This is a genomic window from Priestia filamentosa (assembly GCF_900177535.1).
In the GTDB taxonomy this organism is placed as follows: domain Bacteria; phylum Bacillota; class Bacilli; order Bacillales; family Bacillaceae_H; genus Bacillus_I; species Bacillus_I filamentosa.
Genome location: NZ_FXAJ01000002.1, coordinates 795390 through 813809, shown reverse-complemented (window position 1 = coordinate 813809; position 18420 = coordinate 795390). Strand labels below are relative to the sequence as shown.

At 38.1% G+C, this 18420-nt stretch carries 25 protein-coding genes; 24 read left to right on the top strand and 1 reads right to left on the bottom strand.

All coding sequences use genetic code 11. The features are described from left to right. Nucleotides 1–141: 141 nt before the first annotated feature. From B9N79_RS11135 to B9N79_RS11120, 4 genes are all read left to right on the top strand, one after another. Entirely contained in the window at nucleotides 142–342 is a 201-nt protein-coding gene (locus tag B9N79_RS11135) for an XtrA/YqaO family protein (RefSeq protein ID WP_085118352.1), read from the top strand. Continuing rightward, nucleotides 339–833 (top strand): hypothetical protein, encoded by a 495-nt coding sequence (locus B9N79_RS11130; protein ID WP_085118350.1) that lies wholly within the window; start codon nucleotides 339–341, stop codon nucleotides 831–833. The genes B9N79_RS11135 and B9N79_RS11130 overlap by 4 nt, the downstream gene beginning before the upstream one ends. Nucleotides 834–929: 96 nt before the next feature. After that, nucleotides 930–1109: a hypothetical protein gene (locus B9N79_RS11125; protein WP_085118348.1), complete on the top strand. Its 180-nt coding sequence runs from the start codon at nucleotides 930–932 to the stop codon at nucleotides 1107–1109. A 22-nt stretch (nucleotides 1110–1131) separates the two neighbouring features. After that, complete coding sequence (locus B9N79_RS11120) at nucleotides 1132–1587, top strand: ArpU family phage packaging/lysis transcriptional regulator (protein ID WP_085118346.1); 456 nt, start codon at nucleotides 1132–1134, stop codon at nucleotides 1585–1587. A 491-nt stretch (nucleotides 1588–2078) separates the two neighbouring features. Here B9N79_RS11120 and B9N79_RS26100 read toward each other — a convergent pair whose 3' ends face one another. Beyond that, nucleotides 2079–2237, bottom strand: coding sequence for a hypothetical protein (locus B9N79_RS26100; RefSeq protein WP_167555116.1), 159 nt, complete (start codon nucleotides 2235–2237; stop codon nucleotides 2079–2081). Nucleotides 2238–2347: 110 nt separating this feature from the next. On the opposite strand from B9N79_RS26100, the gene B9N79_RS11115 reads away from it, so the two are divergent. The 20 genes from B9N79_RS11115 to B9N79_RS11020 all read left to right on the top strand — a co-directional run bounded on the left by B9N79_RS11115 (nucleotide 2348) and on the right by B9N79_RS11020 (nucleotide 18325). After that, on the top strand, nucleotides 2348–2566 hold the full coding sequence (locus B9N79_RS11115; protein WP_085118344.1) for a hypothetical protein: 219 nt from the start codon (nucleotides 2348–2350) through the stop codon (nucleotides 2564–2566). A 127-nt stretch (nucleotides 2567–2693) separates the two neighbouring features. Then, on the top strand, nucleotides 2694–3266 hold the full coding sequence (locus B9N79_RS11110; RefSeq protein WP_085118341.1) for a CBO0543 family protein: 573 nt from the start codon (nucleotides 2694–2696) through the stop codon (nucleotides 3264–3266). Between the two features lie 117 nt (nucleotides 3267–3383). Next, nucleotides 3384–4142, top strand: a complete 759-nt coding sequence (terS, locus tag B9N79_RS11105) for a phage terminase small subunit (RefSeq protein WP_085118339.1) — start codon at nucleotides 3384–3386, stop codon at nucleotides 4140–4142. Beyond that, nucleotides 4139–5437 carry a PBSX family phage terminase large subunit gene (locus B9N79_RS11100; RefSeq protein ID WP_085118336.1) on the top strand — a complete coding sequence of 433 codons (1299 nt, stop codon included), beginning with the start codon at nucleotides 4139–4141 and terminating at the stop codon, nucleotides 5435–5437. The genes terS and B9N79_RS11100 overlap by 4 nt, the downstream gene beginning before the upstream one ends. 4 nt (nucleotides 5438–5441) lie before the next feature. Beyond that, entirely contained in the window at nucleotides 5442–6785 is a 1344-nt protein-coding gene (locus B9N79_RS11095; protein WP_085118334.1) for a DUF1073 domain-containing protein, read from the top strand. Then, complete coding sequence (locus B9N79_RS11090) at nucleotides 6778–7542, top strand: minor capsid protein (RefSeq protein ID WP_167555115.1); 765 nt, start codon at nucleotides 6778–6780, stop codon at nucleotides 7540–7542. Before B9N79_RS11095 ends, B9N79_RS11090 begins: the two co-directional genes overlap by 8 nt. Nucleotides 7543–7595: 53 nt before the next feature. Beyond that, on the top strand, nucleotides 7596–8249 hold the full coding sequence (locus B9N79_RS11085; RefSeq protein ID WP_085118329.1) for a hypothetical protein: 654 nt from the start codon (nucleotides 7596–7598) through the stop codon (nucleotides 8247–8249). Between the two features lie 65 nt (nucleotides 8250–8314). Then, nucleotides 8315–9397, top strand: coding sequence for a DUF2213 domain-containing protein (locus B9N79_RS11080; RefSeq protein ID WP_085118327.1), 1083 nt, complete (start codon nucleotides 8315–8317; stop codon nucleotides 9395–9397). A 12-nt stretch (nucleotides 9398–9409) separates the two neighbouring features. Beyond that, nucleotides 9410–9868 carry a structural cement protein Gp24 gene (locus B9N79_RS11075; protein ID WP_085118325.1) on the top strand — a complete coding sequence of 153 codons (459 nt, stop codon included), beginning with the start codon at nucleotides 9410–9412 and terminating at the stop codon, nucleotides 9866–9868. A gap of 14 nt (nucleotides 9869–9882) precedes the next feature. Further along, nucleotides 9883–10758, top strand: a complete 876-nt coding sequence (locus B9N79_RS11070; protein ID WP_085118323.1) for a DUF2184 domain-containing protein — start codon at nucleotides 9883–9885, stop codon at nucleotides 10756–10758. Next, a complete protein-coding gene (locus B9N79_RS11065; RefSeq protein ID WP_085118321.1) occupies nucleotides 10758–11087 on the top strand; it encodes a hypothetical protein in 330 nt (109 codons plus the stop codon). The genes B9N79_RS11070 and B9N79_RS11065 overlap by 1 nt, the downstream gene beginning before the upstream one ends. Before the next feature lie 14 nt (nucleotides 11088–11101). Next, entirely contained in the window at nucleotides 11102–11437 is a 336-nt protein-coding gene (locus B9N79_RS11060) for a DUF4054 domain-containing protein (protein ID WP_167555114.1), read from the top strand. A gap of 1 nt (nucleotide 11438) precedes the next feature. Continuing rightward, nucleotides 11439–12059, top strand: coding sequence for a hypothetical protein (locus tag B9N79_RS11055; RefSeq protein ID WP_240516687.1), 621 nt, complete (start codon nucleotides 11439–11441; stop codon nucleotides 12057–12059). Further along, entirely contained in the window at nucleotides 12052–12402 is a 351-nt protein-coding gene (locus B9N79_RS11050; RefSeq protein ID WP_085118315.1) for a hypothetical protein, read from the top strand. Before B9N79_RS11055 ends, B9N79_RS11050 begins: the two co-directional genes overlap by 8 nt. Next, the gene (locus B9N79_RS11045; RefSeq protein ID WP_085118312.1) at nucleotides 12399–12881 is read left to right on the top strand and encodes a phage neck terminator protein; all 483 of its coding nucleotides are present in this window, start codon (nucleotides 12399–12401) and stop codon (nucleotides 12879–12881) included. Before B9N79_RS11050 ends, B9N79_RS11045 begins: the two co-directional genes overlap by 4 nt. Nucleotides 12882–12884: 3 nt before the next feature. After that, nucleotides 12885–13898 (top strand): DUF3383 family protein, encoded by a 1014-nt coding sequence (locus tag B9N79_RS11040; RefSeq protein WP_085118309.1) that lies wholly within the window; start codon nucleotides 12885–12887, stop codon nucleotides 13896–13898. A gap of 13 nt (nucleotides 13899–13911) precedes the next feature. After that, complete coding sequence (locus B9N79_RS11035) at nucleotides 13912–14307, top strand: phage structural protein (RefSeq protein WP_085118307.1); 396 nt, start codon at nucleotides 13912–13914, stop codon at nucleotides 14305–14307. Nucleotides 14308–14311: 4 nt separating this feature from the next. After that, the gene (locus tag B9N79_RS11030) at nucleotides 14312–14698 is read left to right on the top strand and encodes a hypothetical protein (protein ID WP_240516686.1); all 387 of its coding nucleotides are present in this window, start codon (nucleotides 14312–14314) and stop codon (nucleotides 14696–14698) included. After that, a complete protein-coding gene (locus B9N79_RS11025) occupies nucleotides 14682–14885 on the top strand; it encodes a hypothetical protein (protein WP_085118305.1) in 204 nt (67 codons plus the stop codon). Before B9N79_RS11030 ends, B9N79_RS11025 begins: the two co-directional genes overlap by 17 nt. Before the next feature lie 32 nt (nucleotides 14886–14917). Next, a complete protein-coding gene (locus B9N79_RS11020) occupies nucleotides 14918–18325 on the top strand; it encodes a hypothetical protein (protein WP_085118302.1) in 3408 nt (1135 codons plus the stop codon). Nucleotides 18326–18420 lie beyond the last annotated feature (95 nt).

The following is an 18420-nucleotide window of genomic DNA, read 5'->3' as shown; positions in this document are numbered from 1 at the left end:
ATAAAGATATTGATTTGAATAAGGATGAGTATTTCCTTTTGAAGATATGGCTTTATAAAAAAAGACGCTCTGGTGGGAGCGTCTCTCGAATGAGTTTCTCTAAATTCGTTTGAACAAAGTATACCATATGGGGGAATTCAGATGAAATTACAAGAAATCGGGATAGATCCTAGTACAATGAGGCTAGAAGTTGATATAATGGAGCAAAAAGGAAACTTTGCCATTATTTTTAGCGATGGTAAAGCAAAGCTTACAGCATTGCCCCAACATGGTGAGACCAAAATCATCACTCATCAAGGTAAGGTGAAGCGCGTTAAGTTTGATGAGGGGGAAGAGTTTTGAATTTAGACCTTATAAACTCTCGAAAAAATAGCAAGGATTCCTTGCAATTCTTAAAAAAGCTAGAGAAGTTGGCTTTAAGTCATAAAATAAGAAGTCAACAAGATAAAGTGACATTTAGAAAATACCTAGAAAAGAACTTATCTGTTGAAGAAATTAAAATGATGGTAATAGAATTAGAACTAAATTTGAATAAACGAAATGAATTTTATAAATTTTTTCTTAGTCTAGTAATATCTTTCATTACTATAATTAGTTCCTTTATTCTAGCATTTATGGTATTTCTATATAATGTAAACATTCAATTATTGGTTAAAGCAACGAAATTAAGTGAAAAATACAATCTGATGGACTATAGTAATATTTTTAATTATTTAGGAAATATTTGGGTTTTTGGAATTATATCTTTGTCGGTTGTTGCTTATTTTTTTATTGTTAGGGATCAAAACAGGAGTATACTCTATTTATCTATTCTCAAGTCTATAAAAGAATAAGTTCTACCAGCTCACTGGAGGACGCTAATCTCTACACAGGATAACTGTGTTTTGATTGGTGTCCTCTTTTTATTTGTTCAAAGGGAGATGAAGACCATGAGAAAGTCTTTACACGAACAACTAGGAGAGCATTTCAACATAGATAAAAGATCAGAAAAGAAAAATAGACAAGTATATAAAGAGAAATTGTCGCAACGTGATTTAGAAGATTTGATGGGTGTCCGTAACCGTGGTTTAACAAGAGGCGTTGGCGGAGCTTGGAAACAAAGATACTAAGATAAAATGAGGAGGAACAATGATGACTCAATTAACCTTTACTTTACCTAAAATTGATCGTGAAGAAACAAAAAAAGCGGTGGAAGGCATTTTAGAGAAATATCGTTTATTCTTATTGCAAGTACCAGAGACAAAATTACCGAAAGTAACAGCAACTTACTCACTTGTTCCTCCTCATTTCGGGAATGAGTTTCATTCTTCTACAGAAAGTGCTGCTATTGAAAAAGTAGATTATGAAAGACAAAGAGATGCATTTCTGCAACGAATTCAAAAAGCGGTTAATCGTTTAGCCCTAAAAGAGCGTCAAATCATTATAGAGCGTTATATGTTACCAGAAGAGCAATATGATTATGAAGTGTATAACAAGCTTGGAATGAGTGAACGTGGTTACTACAGGGTGAAAGGAAAAGCATTTTATAAATTAGCTTTTGCTCTTAACCTGAAGATATTTGAAGAAGACCTATTGGAAGCAAAATAAATGGCAGAAAACCGAAAGACAAACGGCAGAACGTTGGCAAAGATTTCACGTTCTGCCGTGCTATTATGATATTAGGTTAATAAGTCATTGAGGCGTTCTTCGGAGCGTCCTTTTTAATTTTTATAGAAATTAGCGTAATGGGACGTTAAGAAAAGCTACTAATATATAATTATTTTATTTTTTATGTAATTTATTTTTGTTAATGTCATAGGATATTGTATAAAGAAAAAAGGTTACTTTGACATGCCTGTGTCAAAGCAACCTTCAAATAATAGTTACTGCAGGTATTCTACGACATGTAGAATGAAATCAAGTACACTTACTATGACACTTACAATGCAGAGTAAAAATTCTGTGTACTTCATTAAGATCCTCCTTTCTAGGAGGGAAATTAAAGGGAGTTAGGACCTCCCTTTAATTGATGTATATGTTTTAAATTGTGGAATATTCGTATATTTAAATATAACCAGCATCCTTTTAGGGGTGTTTTTTCAATTGTCCAAGCTTTCGTGCATAACTTTGAGAAGGATTATAAGTTGTTGGCCAGCCTTACCAGTTATAGGCGAGGAATAGCCAAAGCGTTTCACGCATCTCTTATATCGAAGCTGGGTTTGATTGAGGAATAATTGAAGTTGTTCTAAATCGTTCATATGTCACCTCCTTGTTTGAAAATTATAACAGGGGATAAGTTCAATAATTGTAATAATTGTGTAAATATTCCTTATTATCCTATATAATGGATGAGGGGGAGGTGATAGCAATGGATACTAAAAAAGATATACTATCTACAAAAATCGAGAAGCTTTGTCAGGAATATGATCTAGACTCAACTACGATAATTGGCAACCATATTATGGCTCTTATAGACCTTCTAGAGAAAAAAGGTATTATCACTTATGAGGAATACTTAGAAGAGTTGTATAGCCATACAAAACGCGGAATAGGAACTGAAGATATGAAAGTAAGAAATTTAGATTAATTAGGAGCATCCTTTCGAGGGTGCTTTTTTATTGTAAGAAATAATAGTAATAGAATCCTTTCGGTATAAAAAGTTAATTATGAGTGCATAGATGATAAATAGGGATTTTAGATAGGAAGGTGAGAATATGAATTATGATGAGTATTGGAGAAAAATAAATACAACCAATGAGGAATTACAATCTTTATTAACTTCCTATTGGAGTAAATATTCCGATTGGAGTACATGGCAGTTTTGGTTTTTATTTGCTTCACTAACATTGCCTCTAATCTTGTTATGCTTTACAGTGGACAGAAAACGGATATTTGAACTATTCTTCTTTGGATATACAGTACATCTCCTTGGTACATACATAAATCTTGTACTTGGGAGAGATGGTTACTTTACTTATAAATATTTTTTGATCCCACAACTACCTATTTCCTTAAATATAACTGCATCTATAATTCCGGTAGGATTTCTGCTTTTATATCAATGTTACAGCAATAATATAAGAAAGTTCTTTTTATCTACGCTATTATTAAGTGCCTTATTTTCCTTTGTTTTAGATCCTATTGAAGGATATCTTTTTCATCTTGGTGAGCTAAAAAAAGGGATGAAACTGTATCATTTTTTTATTATTGATGTAGGATTAGCTATGATTCCTTATGTGTTTACAAGACTCTTAATAAAAATAAGGGATGGAAGAAAAGCGGGATAATCATGAAAGAAGGAATATAGTAGCTAGAATAAAGAGCTACAATTAGAAGGAGAGACCGTATCTTTTTTAGAAAAAGGCTGGTCTCTTTTTATTTGGAGGTGTGGATGGTGATGTGAGATGACAAATTGGGAGGATATTAAAAATGAATGGGAAACCACTAAAATTACTCTTGCTGCATTAGCAGAAAAGCATGATATCAAAATTGGTACATTGAAAAGTCGTAAAAGTCGTGAAGGATGGTCAAGGGATCCAACTAAAAAGGATGCAACCCAAAACAAAAAGGTTGCATCCACTCAAGATGCAAAACCTAAGCGAAAAAGAAGTGGCAATCCTAATCCAAAGAATCAATTTACAAAACGGAACAAAGCAGCAGAGAAGCATGGTCTGTTCTCTAAGTTTCTTCCAGAAGAGACACAAGAAATCATGGACGCTATGCTTGAGTTTTCTTCCACTGATTTGATATGGCAACAGATACAACTTCAATACGCTGCTATTATTCGAGCGCAACAAATTATGTTTGTTAAAGATAAAGATGACATGACTAAAGAAGAGAATTTCTATATGCGTAGTAGTTCAAATAAGACTACAGGAAAATCTTCTTCTTCTCAAGAAACTGAACAACATGGTTATTTAGTTCAATTTGCTTGGGACAAATACGCAAACTTTTTAGTTGCTCAATCTCGAGCTATGGCTGAGCTTCGTAATTTAATTAAGCAATTTGATGAACAGGCTCATATAGATGATGAGCGCCGCTTGAAACTTGAAGCAATGCAAGTAAATATTGATAAATCAAAGGCTCAACTTGATAAACTAAGCACTAAGAAGGATGATGGCCCAATTGAAATTGTCATCAAGAGAAAAGGTGAGGACACATGACGACTCTCGAAAAAGAAGTAAGTCCACACTTTGATGATTTCCTTTTTGATTGGTCTACAAAGTTCCAATTCCTTGTTGGTGGCTACGGTTCGGGCAAGAGTTATCATATTGCATTGAAGATTATTTTAAAGCTTCTGAGCGAAAAGAGAACGGCTCTTGTGGTACGTGAGGTATACGATACTCACAGAGATTCTACTTATTCTCTACTGGAAGAGTTGGTCATTGATTTAGGATTAGAAGGTCGCGTAAAGTGTATGACTTCTCCTATGCAAATCCGCTTTCCAAATGGGAGCAAGATTATATTCAAGGGAATGGATAAGCCTGCTAAATTAAAGTCTATCAATAACATTTCTTTAGTTTGGTTGGAAGAGTGCTCAGAAATTAAATATGCAGGTTTTAAAGAGCTTTTAGGGCGCTTAAGACATCCAACATTAAAGCTTCATATGATTCTCTCTACAAACCCTGTAGGAGAAGATAACTGGTCATTTAAACATTTCTTTAAAGATGAAATGAATAACCGTTTGGTTTTAGATGATGCAGAATTGTATAAGAAACGCACTGTTATAGTCAATGACACGTACTATCACCATTCTACCGCTGACGATAATTTCTTTCTTCCTGAAAGTTATGTTGCTCAGTTAGATGAATTAAAAGATTATGATCCAGACCTTTATCGCATTGCAAGGAAAGGCCATTTTGGCGTGAATGGAGAAAAAGTTTTACCACAATTTGAAGTACAACCTCATGATGAAGTAATGGATACAATCAGACGAACTATTAATCCATTGAAACGTGTAGGGATGGACTTTGGATTTGAGGATTCTTATAACGCGGTTGTTCGTCTTGCAATAGATCAAGAGAAAAAGATTCTCTATATTTATTGGGAGTATTATAAAAACAAAATGACGGATGACAAAACAGCTGAGGATTTGAAAGAATTCAGGGAAACAAGAGAATTAATCCGTGCTGATTCTGCTGAACCAAAAACGATTGAGTTCTTTAAACAGAATGGTTTCAACATACGAGGGGCTAAGAAGTTTCAGGGCTCCAGATTACAATATACGAAAAAGGTTAAGCGGTTTAAGAAAATAGTTTGTTCCGACCGCTGTACTAATACTATCTATGAGCTCAAACCACTAACGTATAAAAAGAATAAGCGGGATGAGATCATTCCAGATGAATTTAACATTGACCCTCATACGTTCAGTGCTATTTGGTATGCGCTTGATGATTACGAGGTGTCTGATGCTAAGAGCTTGATTAATAGATACAAGCATTTAACAGGCAGGGGGTGAGGATATGAAAACAATAGATCAAGCCAAACAGTTTCGTAATGACTTCATGTTAGGACACGGGAAAGGAAATGAAAAGGATGCTCTTGTTCGTCAGCAACCAGCAGTGAGAAGAAAGTTAACGGATGTAGATTTGTCTAACCTTTATGCTAACAATAGCATTGTTCAAAATATTATTGATATACCAGCGGAAGATATGACAAGTAGCTGGTTTACATTGAGGATGAAGGATGACCAGTTGCAACGAAATATCATGAGTAAGCTTGCAGACCTAAAAGCGAAGTCTGCCTTTAAACAGATGCGTTCATACGAGCGGTTACGTGGTGATGGCTTTATTTCTCTAGGTGTTACTCAATCTACTAATTTCACTTTATCGCAAGCCATTCAAGAAGATAAGTTAAAGAAGTTAGATTATATTCATGCTTTTAGCGGAATGAAAGTAAAAGATTTTCTCTTGAATGAGGATATGTTTAGTCCAAAATACGGACAAGTTGAATCCTTTGAAATCAATCGACAATCTAAATTCGGTGAGCAGGTAATGGGTGTACAACAAAATCACGTTCATTCTTCTCGTGTTCTCCATGATCAAACGAGAAAGTTGGAGGATGAGTATAGAGGACAATCCATTCTTGAACCGCTCTATGACATTATCACAGTGCTTGATACTTCTCTTTGGTCTGTTGGTCAAATCCTTTACGATTATGCCTTCAAAATCTATAAATCAGATGCAGTCGATGGGATGAGTACAGAACAAAAGAATGAGCTTACTATGCTCTTAGATTATATGTTCCGAACAGAAGCCCTAGCTATTATTGGAGGCAATGAAGAGCTTCGAAAAGAATCAACAAATACGTCAGGTATGAAAGACTTGCTGGATTATGTATGGGACATGCTAGCAGGTTCTGTTCGTATGCCTAAAACTGTAATCAAAGGGCAAGAAGCAGGAACCATTACAGGTGCTCAATATGATGTGATGAACTATTACAAACGTATTGCGGCTGCACAAGAGAATGAAATGAAGCCTCATCTCGAAAAGCTTATTCGCATGCTTTTATGGTGTGAAGACGAGCTTGGTGGTCGTATAGATCCTGATACAGTAGAGTGGGAGATTAAGTTCAACCCCCTTTGGTCTGTTGATTCTAAAACAGATGCTGAAATTCGTAAGTTAACAGCTGAAACAGATTCTATTTATTTAGTAAATGGAGTTGTCACAGCAGATGAATTGAGAGAAACCCGCTTTGGACAATTTGGTTTAACGAATGAGACGAAGTTCAGCGGTGATGAAGCGGACTTAAAACGTATAGCTGATGAAATCTATAAAGCTCATGAGGAGCATAGGAAGAATGGCTAGGAGAGTACCGCCAACACGCTACCCGGATGCCGTTGCTGTTGCTTATTATCGGAGCATAAACCAATTGATTACTGAGCTAGGGAAAGCCACTCTAAGCATGTTTGATGAGCATATACGCAAGCAGATTAAGCTTTATGAAGCGGATAGTTTCAGACAAGATGCTCCACTTGATGTAATTCGAACCGCTATTGATATGATAAAGGGATTGTCTCTTAACATTTTTAACTCGAATAAGGTTCAGAGTATTGCTCAAGGCTTTATGAATTCTCTTAACCTGTTTAATGCAAACAACATGCAGGCTCAAGGCAAAATAAAGGGGATTGACCCTACGCAATATGAGCCATGGCTAGAGAGCTTTATGAGAACGTCTGTAGCAGAGAATACAAGCTATATTACAACGATTCGGGATGAATACTTTCCTAGAATTGAAAGCATTATTTATCAAGGCATTAAGAATGGTAGCGGTGCAAAGAAAATACGGGACCAATTGGTTGAACGTGTAGGCATGACTCGTAAACGGGCCATGTTTATTGCTGTTGACCAAACAGGTTCTATTATGGGACAGATGACCGCTAAACGGCACCAGCAAATGGGTGTGAGTAAGTTCAAGTGGGTAACTTCCCAAGATGAACGAGTGAGGAAAACGCATAGTGAGCTTAGCAATAAAGTCTTTTCTTACTCAGATCCACCTGTAGTTGGTTTGCCTGGCACCGATTATCGTTGTCGTTGTGTTGCTGTTCCGGTATTTGATGATTAATAGACTAATTATTGGTATTATAAAGACATTATAATTAGTCTGGGGGAAATATATTGAAATCAATGCTTTTTAAGATAGAAGAAAAAGATTTAACAATTCATGATAATCCTGATCGTACTAGTATTAGCCACTATATATGGAATATACACATCCCAACATTACCGGCATTCTCAGTCGAATATTTCGAGATACAATATGGACCACTAGGTGACTTGTCTGATGATATAGATAGTGAAATCAAAGGTGACAATATAGTTATTTCGTCTGAGTATGGATCCATAGAAACGTTTGCTGACAGTGGAGTGTTTATTAAGTTACATTATCATGGTATCAGAGATTACGCTCTTTTATTTCCATGGATAGAAGATACTGAATTACGAACTAGAATAGGTAAGTTCTATGAAGAAGCAGAAAGAAGTTTTAATCAAGGCGCTTGGTTGTCATTCGCCTTAATGTGTGGCGGGGTTTTTGAAGGTATGCTTTATGCTAAGTTAGGTATGCCTAATCTTACTTTCTCTAACATGATTCATGATGCTCACGTGAAGAAAAAGATTGTATCAGTGAAGCAAAAGGATATCATGCACGATGTTAGGAATGCTAGAAACCTTATACATGCTAATAATTTCAATAAGGATTATGTCACTAGAAAGAAAGCCATGGATATAATGACCACCATGGACAAACTAATAAAACAATTTTCATATTAATCTAACACTCTAAAGACCAATTAAAATGGTCTTTTTTATTATGTTTTGGAAGGGGGTGAGAATGTGTGAAGACGCAACGTTTTGACAAAGCACTTATTCAAGACTATGACGAAACGTCAGAAGGTTATTTAACTGTTACAGTACCTATTACTCGCCCTGGAGTTTTCCCTTATCAGCGGAGTGATGGAACTATCCAAATGGAAGCTAAGCTACCTGATGAGATATTCAAGGAGTCTACTATCCGTTCTGCTCGTTCTAAGCCAGTAACGGATGACCACCCTAATGAGCCTGTAACTATAGACAACTATAACCGCTATGCTAAAGGGTTATCTCATACCGATGCAGCTGTTAGAAACCTTAAGCTCTATGTTTCTATGACGATTACGGATAAAGCACTTATCCAAAAGATTCGCGATGGTAAACGAGAGATTAGTATTGGCTTCTTATCGGATGTTGTTGCTGAAAAAGGTACTTATAACGGTGATAACTATGAATATGTGCAACGAAATTTAGAAATTAACCATATTGCCATCGTAGATCAGGGGAGAGCGGGACCAGAAGTTGCTATCCGAAACGATTCAGACGCATGGCAAATTGATTCAAATAATAAAGGGGGAAACGGTGAAATGCCAACTTATAAAATTGACGGTAAGGAATATGAAGTAGATTCCGCTGTTAAATCACATTTAGAGGTGCAAGCAGCCCAATTAGAGACAGCCAATATTAAAGTGAAAGATTATGACGGATTAAAAGGACGTTATGATGCTCTTGAAATCCAACTCAATAACACTAAACAAGAACTAAAAGATGCGAAAGTAAATACTTTTTCCGCTGATGAGTTAGATGCAAAAGTGGAAGCTCGTGTTGAATTACTTAGTAGTGCAAAGACATTACTTGGTGATTCGTTTGACTTCAAAGGGAAATCAGAACGTGAAATTAAAGAAGCGGTTATTCAAAAATCGAAACCTGATTTTAAAGGCGATGGACAATCTGATGAATATGTCAACGCCTTTTTTGATTTTACGGTAGGTCAAGCGAAGCAAGAAGGCTTCTCTTCTACAGGTAGTAACCATATGTTCACTGGGGATAGTGGTAATGGTTCAAAGGTACAAGATATGAAAAATCAACGTTTAAACATGAATAAATAGGAGGGGATTTAATTGGCTATTACAAGCTATGGAAAGTACATGGATGAAGCAACAGGCAAAGGAAAGCTTGCAAACTATCAGGATTATAGTGCAGATACAAAAGCCGCTGCAGAAGTTATTCCATTTGGCGTAATGACAGAGCTTACTGGTGATGGTAAAACAGTGAAAGTCTTTGAGGGAGGTAAACCGTATGGTATTGCTATGGCTCAAGAGGTTCACGATTGGGTTACTCAAGCGGATGACCAAAAGTACAAGACGAAATCTCCAGTATCCGTTGCGCGTAAAGGAGTTCTTTGGGTTGAGGCATTAGAAGATGTAAGCATGACAGATGATGTTGTGGTTGACCCAACAACAGGTAACTTTCGACCTGCTGATACAACAACTACTGGAGTCGTAGCATTACCTTCCGCTGCTTTTAAAACAAATGCAAAAGCAGGCGGTTTAGTTCAACTTGAAATTAATTTACCTTAAGGAGTGAAAAGAATATGTTAATTCGTCCAGAAGATTTAGAAGCTATTGATCGCGTGGTGTACGAACCAAAGAAGGAAGAGCTCATTGGTCGTACACTTTTTAATTTAAAAACAGATGTACCTTCAGGAGCTGAAGTATATGGCTATGATGTTATTACCCGTTCTGGTTCAGCTAAGGTTCTAGCACCGGGAGCGGATGATATTCCGTTAGTAGATGCGGATAAGCGTCGTCATAAAATGGACATCTTCTCAATTGCAGCAGCTATTCGTTACTCTATTCAAGAGCTTCGCAATGCTCAAATGGCAGGTATTACTGTTGATTCAACAAAAGCGGAAATCGCACGTCGTGCAATTGCAGAAAAAGAAAACCGTATCATTTGGCATGGGGATGCAGACCACAACATTCCAGGTGTCGTAAATGCAGAAGGAATTCAAACCACAGCGGTAGATGCAGGCGCAAGCGGAAAAACAGAATGGAGAGATAAAACAGGAAAAGAGATTGTAGCGGATATTCGCAAAGCGCGTAACTTAATCAATCGTCTACCTGGTCATACAGCAAATACATTGATTCTTACACCAGCAGGCATGGAAATGCTGGAAATGGAATACAACGCTAACACAGATAAAACAGTTCTTGAGTACATCCGTAGTCAAAATTGGTTCACAAATATTGTGGCAACCTCTGACCTTGAAGGACAAGGTACAGGAGGAACGGATTGTTTCCTAGTACTAGATAACTCTCCATCTGTTATTCAAATTCTATTAACAATGGATATCTTCCGTCATGAAACTGAGTACAAGTTCCCGAACTATAAGGTTCCTTTTGAAGAACGTTTAGGCGGGGCAATTGTACGTTATCCAATGGCTATCGTAAGAGGAGATGGTATCTAATGTTGGTACAAAATACAGGTAATTACGTCCGTCATGCTGCAGGTGTTATGATTTTGCCTGGAGCAAATGACGTGAAAGATTCAGATTGGAAAACTTTTAGTGCTCATCCACTTATGGAGAAACTTATTGAGCAAGGAGAGATTGTTGCTCATGAGAAAGCAAAGGGTACCAAGGACTTAAAAGCAGAAGAAGCTGTCACTCTCGTTAAAGACACATTCAATCCAGCTCTTTTAAAAGAATGGCAAGCTTCCGAAAAACGCAAAGGTGTTCTAGAAGCAATTGCTGAGCAACTGGAATCATTCAACGAATCTAAAGAAGAAACTGAATAAGGCAGGTGAGTCTTTTGATTACTCCTGAAATCATTCAGAAAACAGCGAGTCATCTAGCTAATGTAGATCCCGCAGTATTGCAAATCTTCATTGATGAAGCCACGCTTGAGGTAGAGGACTTGGATATATCAGAGGGTAACAAAGAGCGGTTAGTCCGTCTTTATGCTACTCATCTAGCATCCTTAAAAGCTGAGAATATCAAAAGAGAAAAGTTAGATGGATTAGAGACTGAATATCATGCTCCTGTCGCTTCTGTAGCGCTTGAAAGCACATCTTATGGTCAAGAATACCAAAGGCTGTTTGATAAGCTCACAGAGAAGCCTAAGAGCTTAAATTTGATGGTGCTATAACATGGCTAGACGTAGGAATGGAGTTAATATTAGTACAAATGAAGATAACTTTGAGTCTGTAGTCAATGCCGTACGAGATTTAAGCCGCTATTCAGTTGAGGTCGGTATCTTTGCATCTGATGATTCTTTTTATGCCATGATTGCTAATGTGCATGAGTTCGGAATGAAGATTGAACCAAAGGGACAATTCTTAACTATTCCTAAACCAGCGGCAGAAGGGCGTAAAGCTTCTGAAATTCCCGGCTTGTTTCGTCCTAAAGGAAAAAACATTCTTGCTGTAAAGGATGGAGATGGAATTAAAATAATGTTTGTTCTTGTTGAGAGCGTGACGATTCCAGAACGCTCTTTTGTTCGTTCTACATTCGATGAAAATGAGTCCGATTGGGGACAGTTCATGGAAGGGATGATTGAGAAGGCTGTTTCTCTAGAAATGTCTGCAAGAACGCTATTTGAACACCTTGGTGCTCGTATAGCGGCAGATATTCAAGAGAAAATAACAACACTTCGAAGCCCCGAAAATGCCGGAATCACCAAAGAGAATAAAGGTTCATCAAATCCTTTAATGGATACAGGAGGCTTACGTTCTCGTGTAACGTGGAAGGTGGTCGAAGGGAATGCCTAAGACGATTAGCTTTAAACGAATGGTTGAAAAGAATGGCGTTCCTTTTGTAGCAATAGTCGAAGGGACTGAGGGTTATTACAATGATGCAGGCGATTGGGTTTCTCCTAGCGTTCCAGCACCCGAGAATCGTTTTGGCGTTATTCTTCCCTTATCTGACGATGACCTGAAGTACGATATTGGTGGTACTTACCCTACTCAAGACCGAAAACTTTACACATTAGATCCTCTTGAAAAAGGGCAAAAGATTCAATATAAAGGCGTTTCGTATACCGTCCAAACCTTTAAGGATTACACGGATTATACAGACGTCTTTATTTATGTCGCAAGGTGGGCTGAACAATGAATATTAGCCTGATTAAACAAATGATTGCTCGCATTAAGGGAGATACGGGCATTTCAATTATTAAAGGGAATACAACTGCTCCTAGACCCCCTCTACCTTATGGAGTATATAACATTACTTCTCCTTATATTAAAGGGCGAGGACGCGGAAGTATCACTCAATTTACACAGGATGACAAGACCTATGAGAAGAGAACGGCAGAATACAAGATGACTATATCGCTTACCTTCTTTGGTAAAGATGTTGAAACCACGATTGAGCTTGCAACAAGGGTTCATGACTGGTTTTTATTTTTGGGAGAATCTTTTATTCTTGAAAACAATCTGTCTGTTCGTCAAGTAGGAAATGTTCAAGATCGTACTACGTTTCTTGTTGAGCATTACGAATACAAACATGGATTTGATGTTCAAATTGCTGCAACTCAAGAACAAGTACGAGAGATTCAAGAAGCTATTGAAAATATTAATCTAGGAGGATAAAGCATGCCATTACAAGATGTGACAGTAACAATTGATATCTTGAAACCTGCTGCCTATATCGGTTTCGGTAAACCGCTTATTCTTGCTGAAAAGACAGGAACAAGCTTTCTCAAAAATTATAAGGAATTAGATGAAGTAAAAGTAGATTTTGCAGAGAGTACAACGGCATATGCGAAAGCTAAAGCTGTATTTGCTCAGAAGAATAGACCAGCTACCCTTTCTATTGCGTCTTATGATTCAGCGGGTAGCGATGTAGTGAGTGCGATGGAAGCTCTCGAGAAGTATTACGACGAGGATTGGGTTTTTGTTGTAACTTCAGATGCAGAATTGACAGATCAAATTGCTGTAGCGGATTTTGTGGAACAAAAGGGGTACAAAGTTTATGTAGCAATTACTGTTGATGAGCAGAGCCGAAATGCTTTTAAAGTGAAGGGATATGAGAGAACTATTGATTTTTATCACCTTATCACTGGGGAACATCCTGACGCTGCATTAATCGGAGAAGTAGCAAATCGTCCTGTTGGTTCCCAAACATGGAAGTTTAAAACTCTTGTTGGAATTACCCCAATTGATGTGACGAAAGAAGAACTTGACGCTATTCATGCGGATGGCGCCATTGCTTATGTAACGAAAGCAGGGATTCCTCAAACAAGTGAAGGTATTGTTGCAAGTGGTGAATATATCGATGTTATGCACGGTAAGGACTGGATTAAATTCAATATGGAAAGTCGTATTCAATCTGTTTTTGCTAATACGGATAAAGTTGTTTATAACAGCAATGGTATTAGCTTAATTGAAGCAGAAGTAACAACTGTTCTTCAGCAAGCATTCCAAAATGGGATTATCGATGCTGATGCTAGCGGAAATGCTCTTTACACAGTTACAACGAAGAGCCGTGAAGATATGTCCGTAGCAGATCGCGAAAAGCGTATTTACAACGGTATTTCATTCTCGTACACAGCTCAAGGAGCAATTCATGAATCAAATATTAAAGGCGAAATTTTATCAGTAGCATAAGGAGGGAAAATAAATGCCAACTTACGATCCGAAGTACGCAACACTGATTGTAGATGGACGTTATATTACAGGTTTTGATGAAGGGGCTATGTTTACAGCAGAAAAAGATGAAGATTTCTTCACTACAAAAGCTGATGCGCAAGGTGTACCAATTATTACAGAAAGCAATGACCCTTTTGGTACAATTGCAAGTACGCTTTCTCAGACATCTAGCTCATATGCTTATCTAAATGCATTAGCAAAGCGGAAGACACCCTTCCCTGTATGGGTTAATTACAACGATGGGGTTACTAAAGAGAAAGCTGGTGGTACACAAGCTCGTATTACTAAGACACCAAGTAAAGAGTTTGGAAATGAAGCGAGTGGGCGTGAATTCTCTTTCAAAGTTTTTGATTATACGGAAGAGTAATTGAATGGCTAAGAAAAAACGGAAGAACAAAATAAAAACTAATGAAGAGAGGCAGTCCAACTGGGTTGCCTCTTTAAATTTATATATCAAAGGAGAGAATTTTAAAATGGCTAAAATCGGAACTCAAAAAATCGTAGAAGTAGAAGGTATTGAATACACATTACAATTTCCAGGTCACAGAGAACAAACAAGAATTCAAGATCGTTGCGTAAATGAAAAAGGTACTATTTCTACTGAAAAAATGGCAGAGGAACTGTTTAAGCATGTCATTGTTAATCCTAAAGTAGATTGGGATTACTTTGATGGTAATGAAGAGAAGGGCATTGAGCCTACAGATGGATTTAACGAGCTATTTAAAGAAGCGTCTACCTTTCTTGGAGACGGAAAGTAAGGGTAAGGATAAAACCTCTTTACGTAAAGAAGTAGAAGACGAGTGGTGGTTTTGGCAACCTATTATAAACAAAGCCATCACTTTTACAGAAGCTTTACAGATGTCCAAAACCCAACTATTGAAAGTGAATATGGCTCTTGAAATTAAAGCAGAACGAGAAGAAGCTGCTATGAAAAAGAAAAAATAGATCTATAAAAAACTAGGAAAGGAGGAAGACATATGGCTCTAAGGGATTTGAGTATTAATGTTGGTATTAATGCTGATTCTTCACCGCTTGCAGATTTGAATCGACGGTTTGCCCAACTGAATAGTACAGTAAGAGGCGCAGACAGCAGTGTCCAGCAAGCATCGCGAAATATGGCTAATATGAACCGTGGTGTAATCAGACAAGCCACAGCTTTCAATAATGAACTCAATCGTCAGAATGATATTATTCGTCAACTTGCCCGTACTTCTGGTACTACTGCTACTCAAATGGCTAGTGACTGGCGAAGTATGAGTGTACAAATGCGTCGTGATTTGATTCAAAACCATAATGCGATGGCTGGATACCGTCAGCAGCTCATGGAAAATAGAAGCGAAATGATGAAGCTAGGTCGTCAGATGGGAAATTACGCTGGTTCTACGAATGACTTTATGAGTGAAGTTCGTCGCTTAGGAAAAGAGCATAAGAAAATCAACGACCAGATGATTAATAGCAATGTTGCTATGAGACAAAGCATGATTGAACAAGTTGCTACCATGAGTGCAATGAGCGGTCAAAGCGAGAAGATTTCTGCTAACTATGAGCGTATGGGAAACACTTTTTATAACGTCAATCGACCTTTACTATCTGTTACAAGTAACCTTGAGCGTATGGCTCGTAATGGTAATGCCGCTCAATTGGCTTTACAAACATTGGGACCGAACGCGAGTATGAAAGAGCTCATGGATATGACGAACATGATTAATCAAGGTATTATGCGCCAGCAAATGCTCTTAATGGTCATGGGTACAGCGTGGATTGGATTCACTGCCATTCTAGCAAATGCCGCGCTTGGACCTGACCCCGCTGAGGTACGAGCCCAACAAGCAGAACTAACAGAGGCTTATACAAAAGAGTGGCAAAAACGAGTTGATGAAATTGCTCATTTTGTAAATATCTTTGAACAAGTATCTGTTCCAAAGGTTTCAAAAACAGATGTCATGAATGCTTTGCAAAGTCAACTAGATGCTATGAAGACATTCCGTTCTAGCCTTCAAAGTCTGACTCAAAAGGGTGTCGATCAAGGGCTAATTCAGGAGTTGCAAAAAGCTGGTCCTGCCGCTGCTACTGAAATTAAGAGGATTGACCAAATGAGTCGTCCAGAACTTGATAAGTACGTAGGTATGTGGCGTGAAAAGATGCAATTGGCTAGAACTCAAGCAACAGATGAGCTATCCCAACTTAAACAAGATACAGATAAGCAAATTAAGTCACTTCAAGACAGCTTAAAACCTTTAGGGATTGCTTGGGAAGAATTTAAGAACACCTGGGCAGTAGCTCTTGCTCCTTTCGTGGATTTTTGGGGTCAAATTGCTTCCTACGTGGTTAGAGCAGGAACAATGGTTGGTCGATTCGTTCAGAAATTAAATGAAATCAGTCCGTGGATCACTAAGATTGCGGGTATGTTTATATATTTGACAACTACTTTCATTGTTCTTTTATCACCTCTAGCTGTAGGAATTGGCTTACTCGGCGGAATGTCTGCTGCTTTTTCTGCTCTTTGGATGATTATTGGTCCATTTGTTGTTGGGTTAGCTTCTGTAGCAGGTACAGCTATGTTAGTTGCAGGAGGTCTTATAGCTTTAGGAGCAGCGCTTTATTTAGCTTGGACACGCTCTGAAACATTTAGAAATATAGTAATTTCAGGGTGGCAAGCGATTAAAAATGCTGCGCTAGCAGTATGGGGATTCTTGAAACCTTATATTATGCAAGCCATTTCTGCTGTGCAAACTTTTGTACAACAAAAAATGCAACAACTCCAAACCTTTTGGGACCAAAACGGTCAGCAAATTCTTCAGGCGGCACAAAATATCTGGGGTTTCATTAGTACAATCATAGGTGGAGCCGTTCGTGGTATTTGGTCAGTGATGCAGTTCATTTGGCCGTTGGTGGTTATGTTAATCCAATCCGTTTGGAACAACATAAAAGGCATCATAAATGGAGCTCTAAATATCATTATGGGGCTAGTGAAAGTTTTCGCTGGTCTTTTTACTGGTGACTTCTCGAAAATGTGGGAAGGGATTAAACAAATCTTTTTCGGAGCCATCCAGGTTGCTTGGAACTATGTAAACTTACTCTTGTTTGGGAAAATCTTAAGTGCTGGAAGAATCTTTGTTGTTGGATTCCGTGATGTATTAGTTGGAATGTGGACTTTCTTAAAGAATCTCTTCTTTGGAAGTGTAAACGCAGTCCGAAATACGGTGCAATCAGGGTTTACCGCTATGAAATTAGTAGGAGAAACCTTGATGTCAGGTTTTAAGAATGCGGTAACTGGAATCTGGACCGCTATGCATGGTAGCATATCGGGAATTCTAGGTCGAATCGGTACAGCAATTAAAACCGCTTGGACTACAGTACGTTCTGAAATGTCTTCTCTGCTAGGAATGATTAAAAAAGATGTATCTGACGTTTTTGAGAAAATTGTTGGTGCCGCAAAAGATTTACCTGGAAAAATGGGTGCCGGTATCAAAGCAATGGCTGGTGGTGTAGGAGAAGGTTTATCAGCACTCGGAAACAAAATTTTTAGCGGTTTTGGAAAGATTGTTAATGGTGCTATCAAAGGTCTAAACTGGGTGCTTGGGAAAATTGGAGTGGATACAGTAATCAAAGAATGGCCTGTTCCTAAGTATGCAAAAGGAACAAACTTTCACCCTGGTGGTCCAGCTATCTTAGGTGATGGTGGTGGACCTGAATTGTATCGTACACCAGCGGGACAAGTTGGAATGTCACCTGGAACTGATACATTGATGAACCTCCCACGGGGTACTCAAATTCTTTCTCATAAACAGACACAAGCTCTTATGAATAGTGGAATGCCAGCTTATGCTAAAGGGAATACCACAATCAATAACTTCATGAATGGAGTGCAGAACACAGCGAATGCCGCTTGGCAGGGTACCAAAAATACAGCGAATGCCGCTTGGCAAGGAACAAAAAACGTAGCTAGTGATGCTTGGGAAGGTACCAAGAATGCTGCAGGAGCAATCAAAGATTTAGCAATCGATGTTTGGGAGTATGCTTCTAATCCAGGCGAGCTAATGAGCAAAGTGTTTAATGAACTAGGTGTAACGTTCCCTAATATCGGTGGCGCTTGGAAAGATATTGGTCCCGGATCTGTTAAGTACATCAGAGGAAAGATGGCTACTTACGTAAAGCAACAATTTGATGCTTTTGGAGGAGCGGCCGGGGGTGGATATTCTTTCCCTAGTATATTCCGTAAAACAAGTAACTTTGGTATGCGTAACGGCAAAATGCATAAAGGCATTGATCTAGCCGCTCCGGCTGGTACACCAATTCCTTCTCAAAGCGCAGGTCCTGTTATTTATGCAGGATTTGGGAAGCGTGGAAGTGGGTTAATTACCATAGCCCACATTATCTTTTGATAATCAAACCACATTAAAAAATATAAAATCTCTCTAATTCGGGGAAAATCTCACAGAGACAATCCCGAGCCAAGCGTTAGACAAGATATCTATAT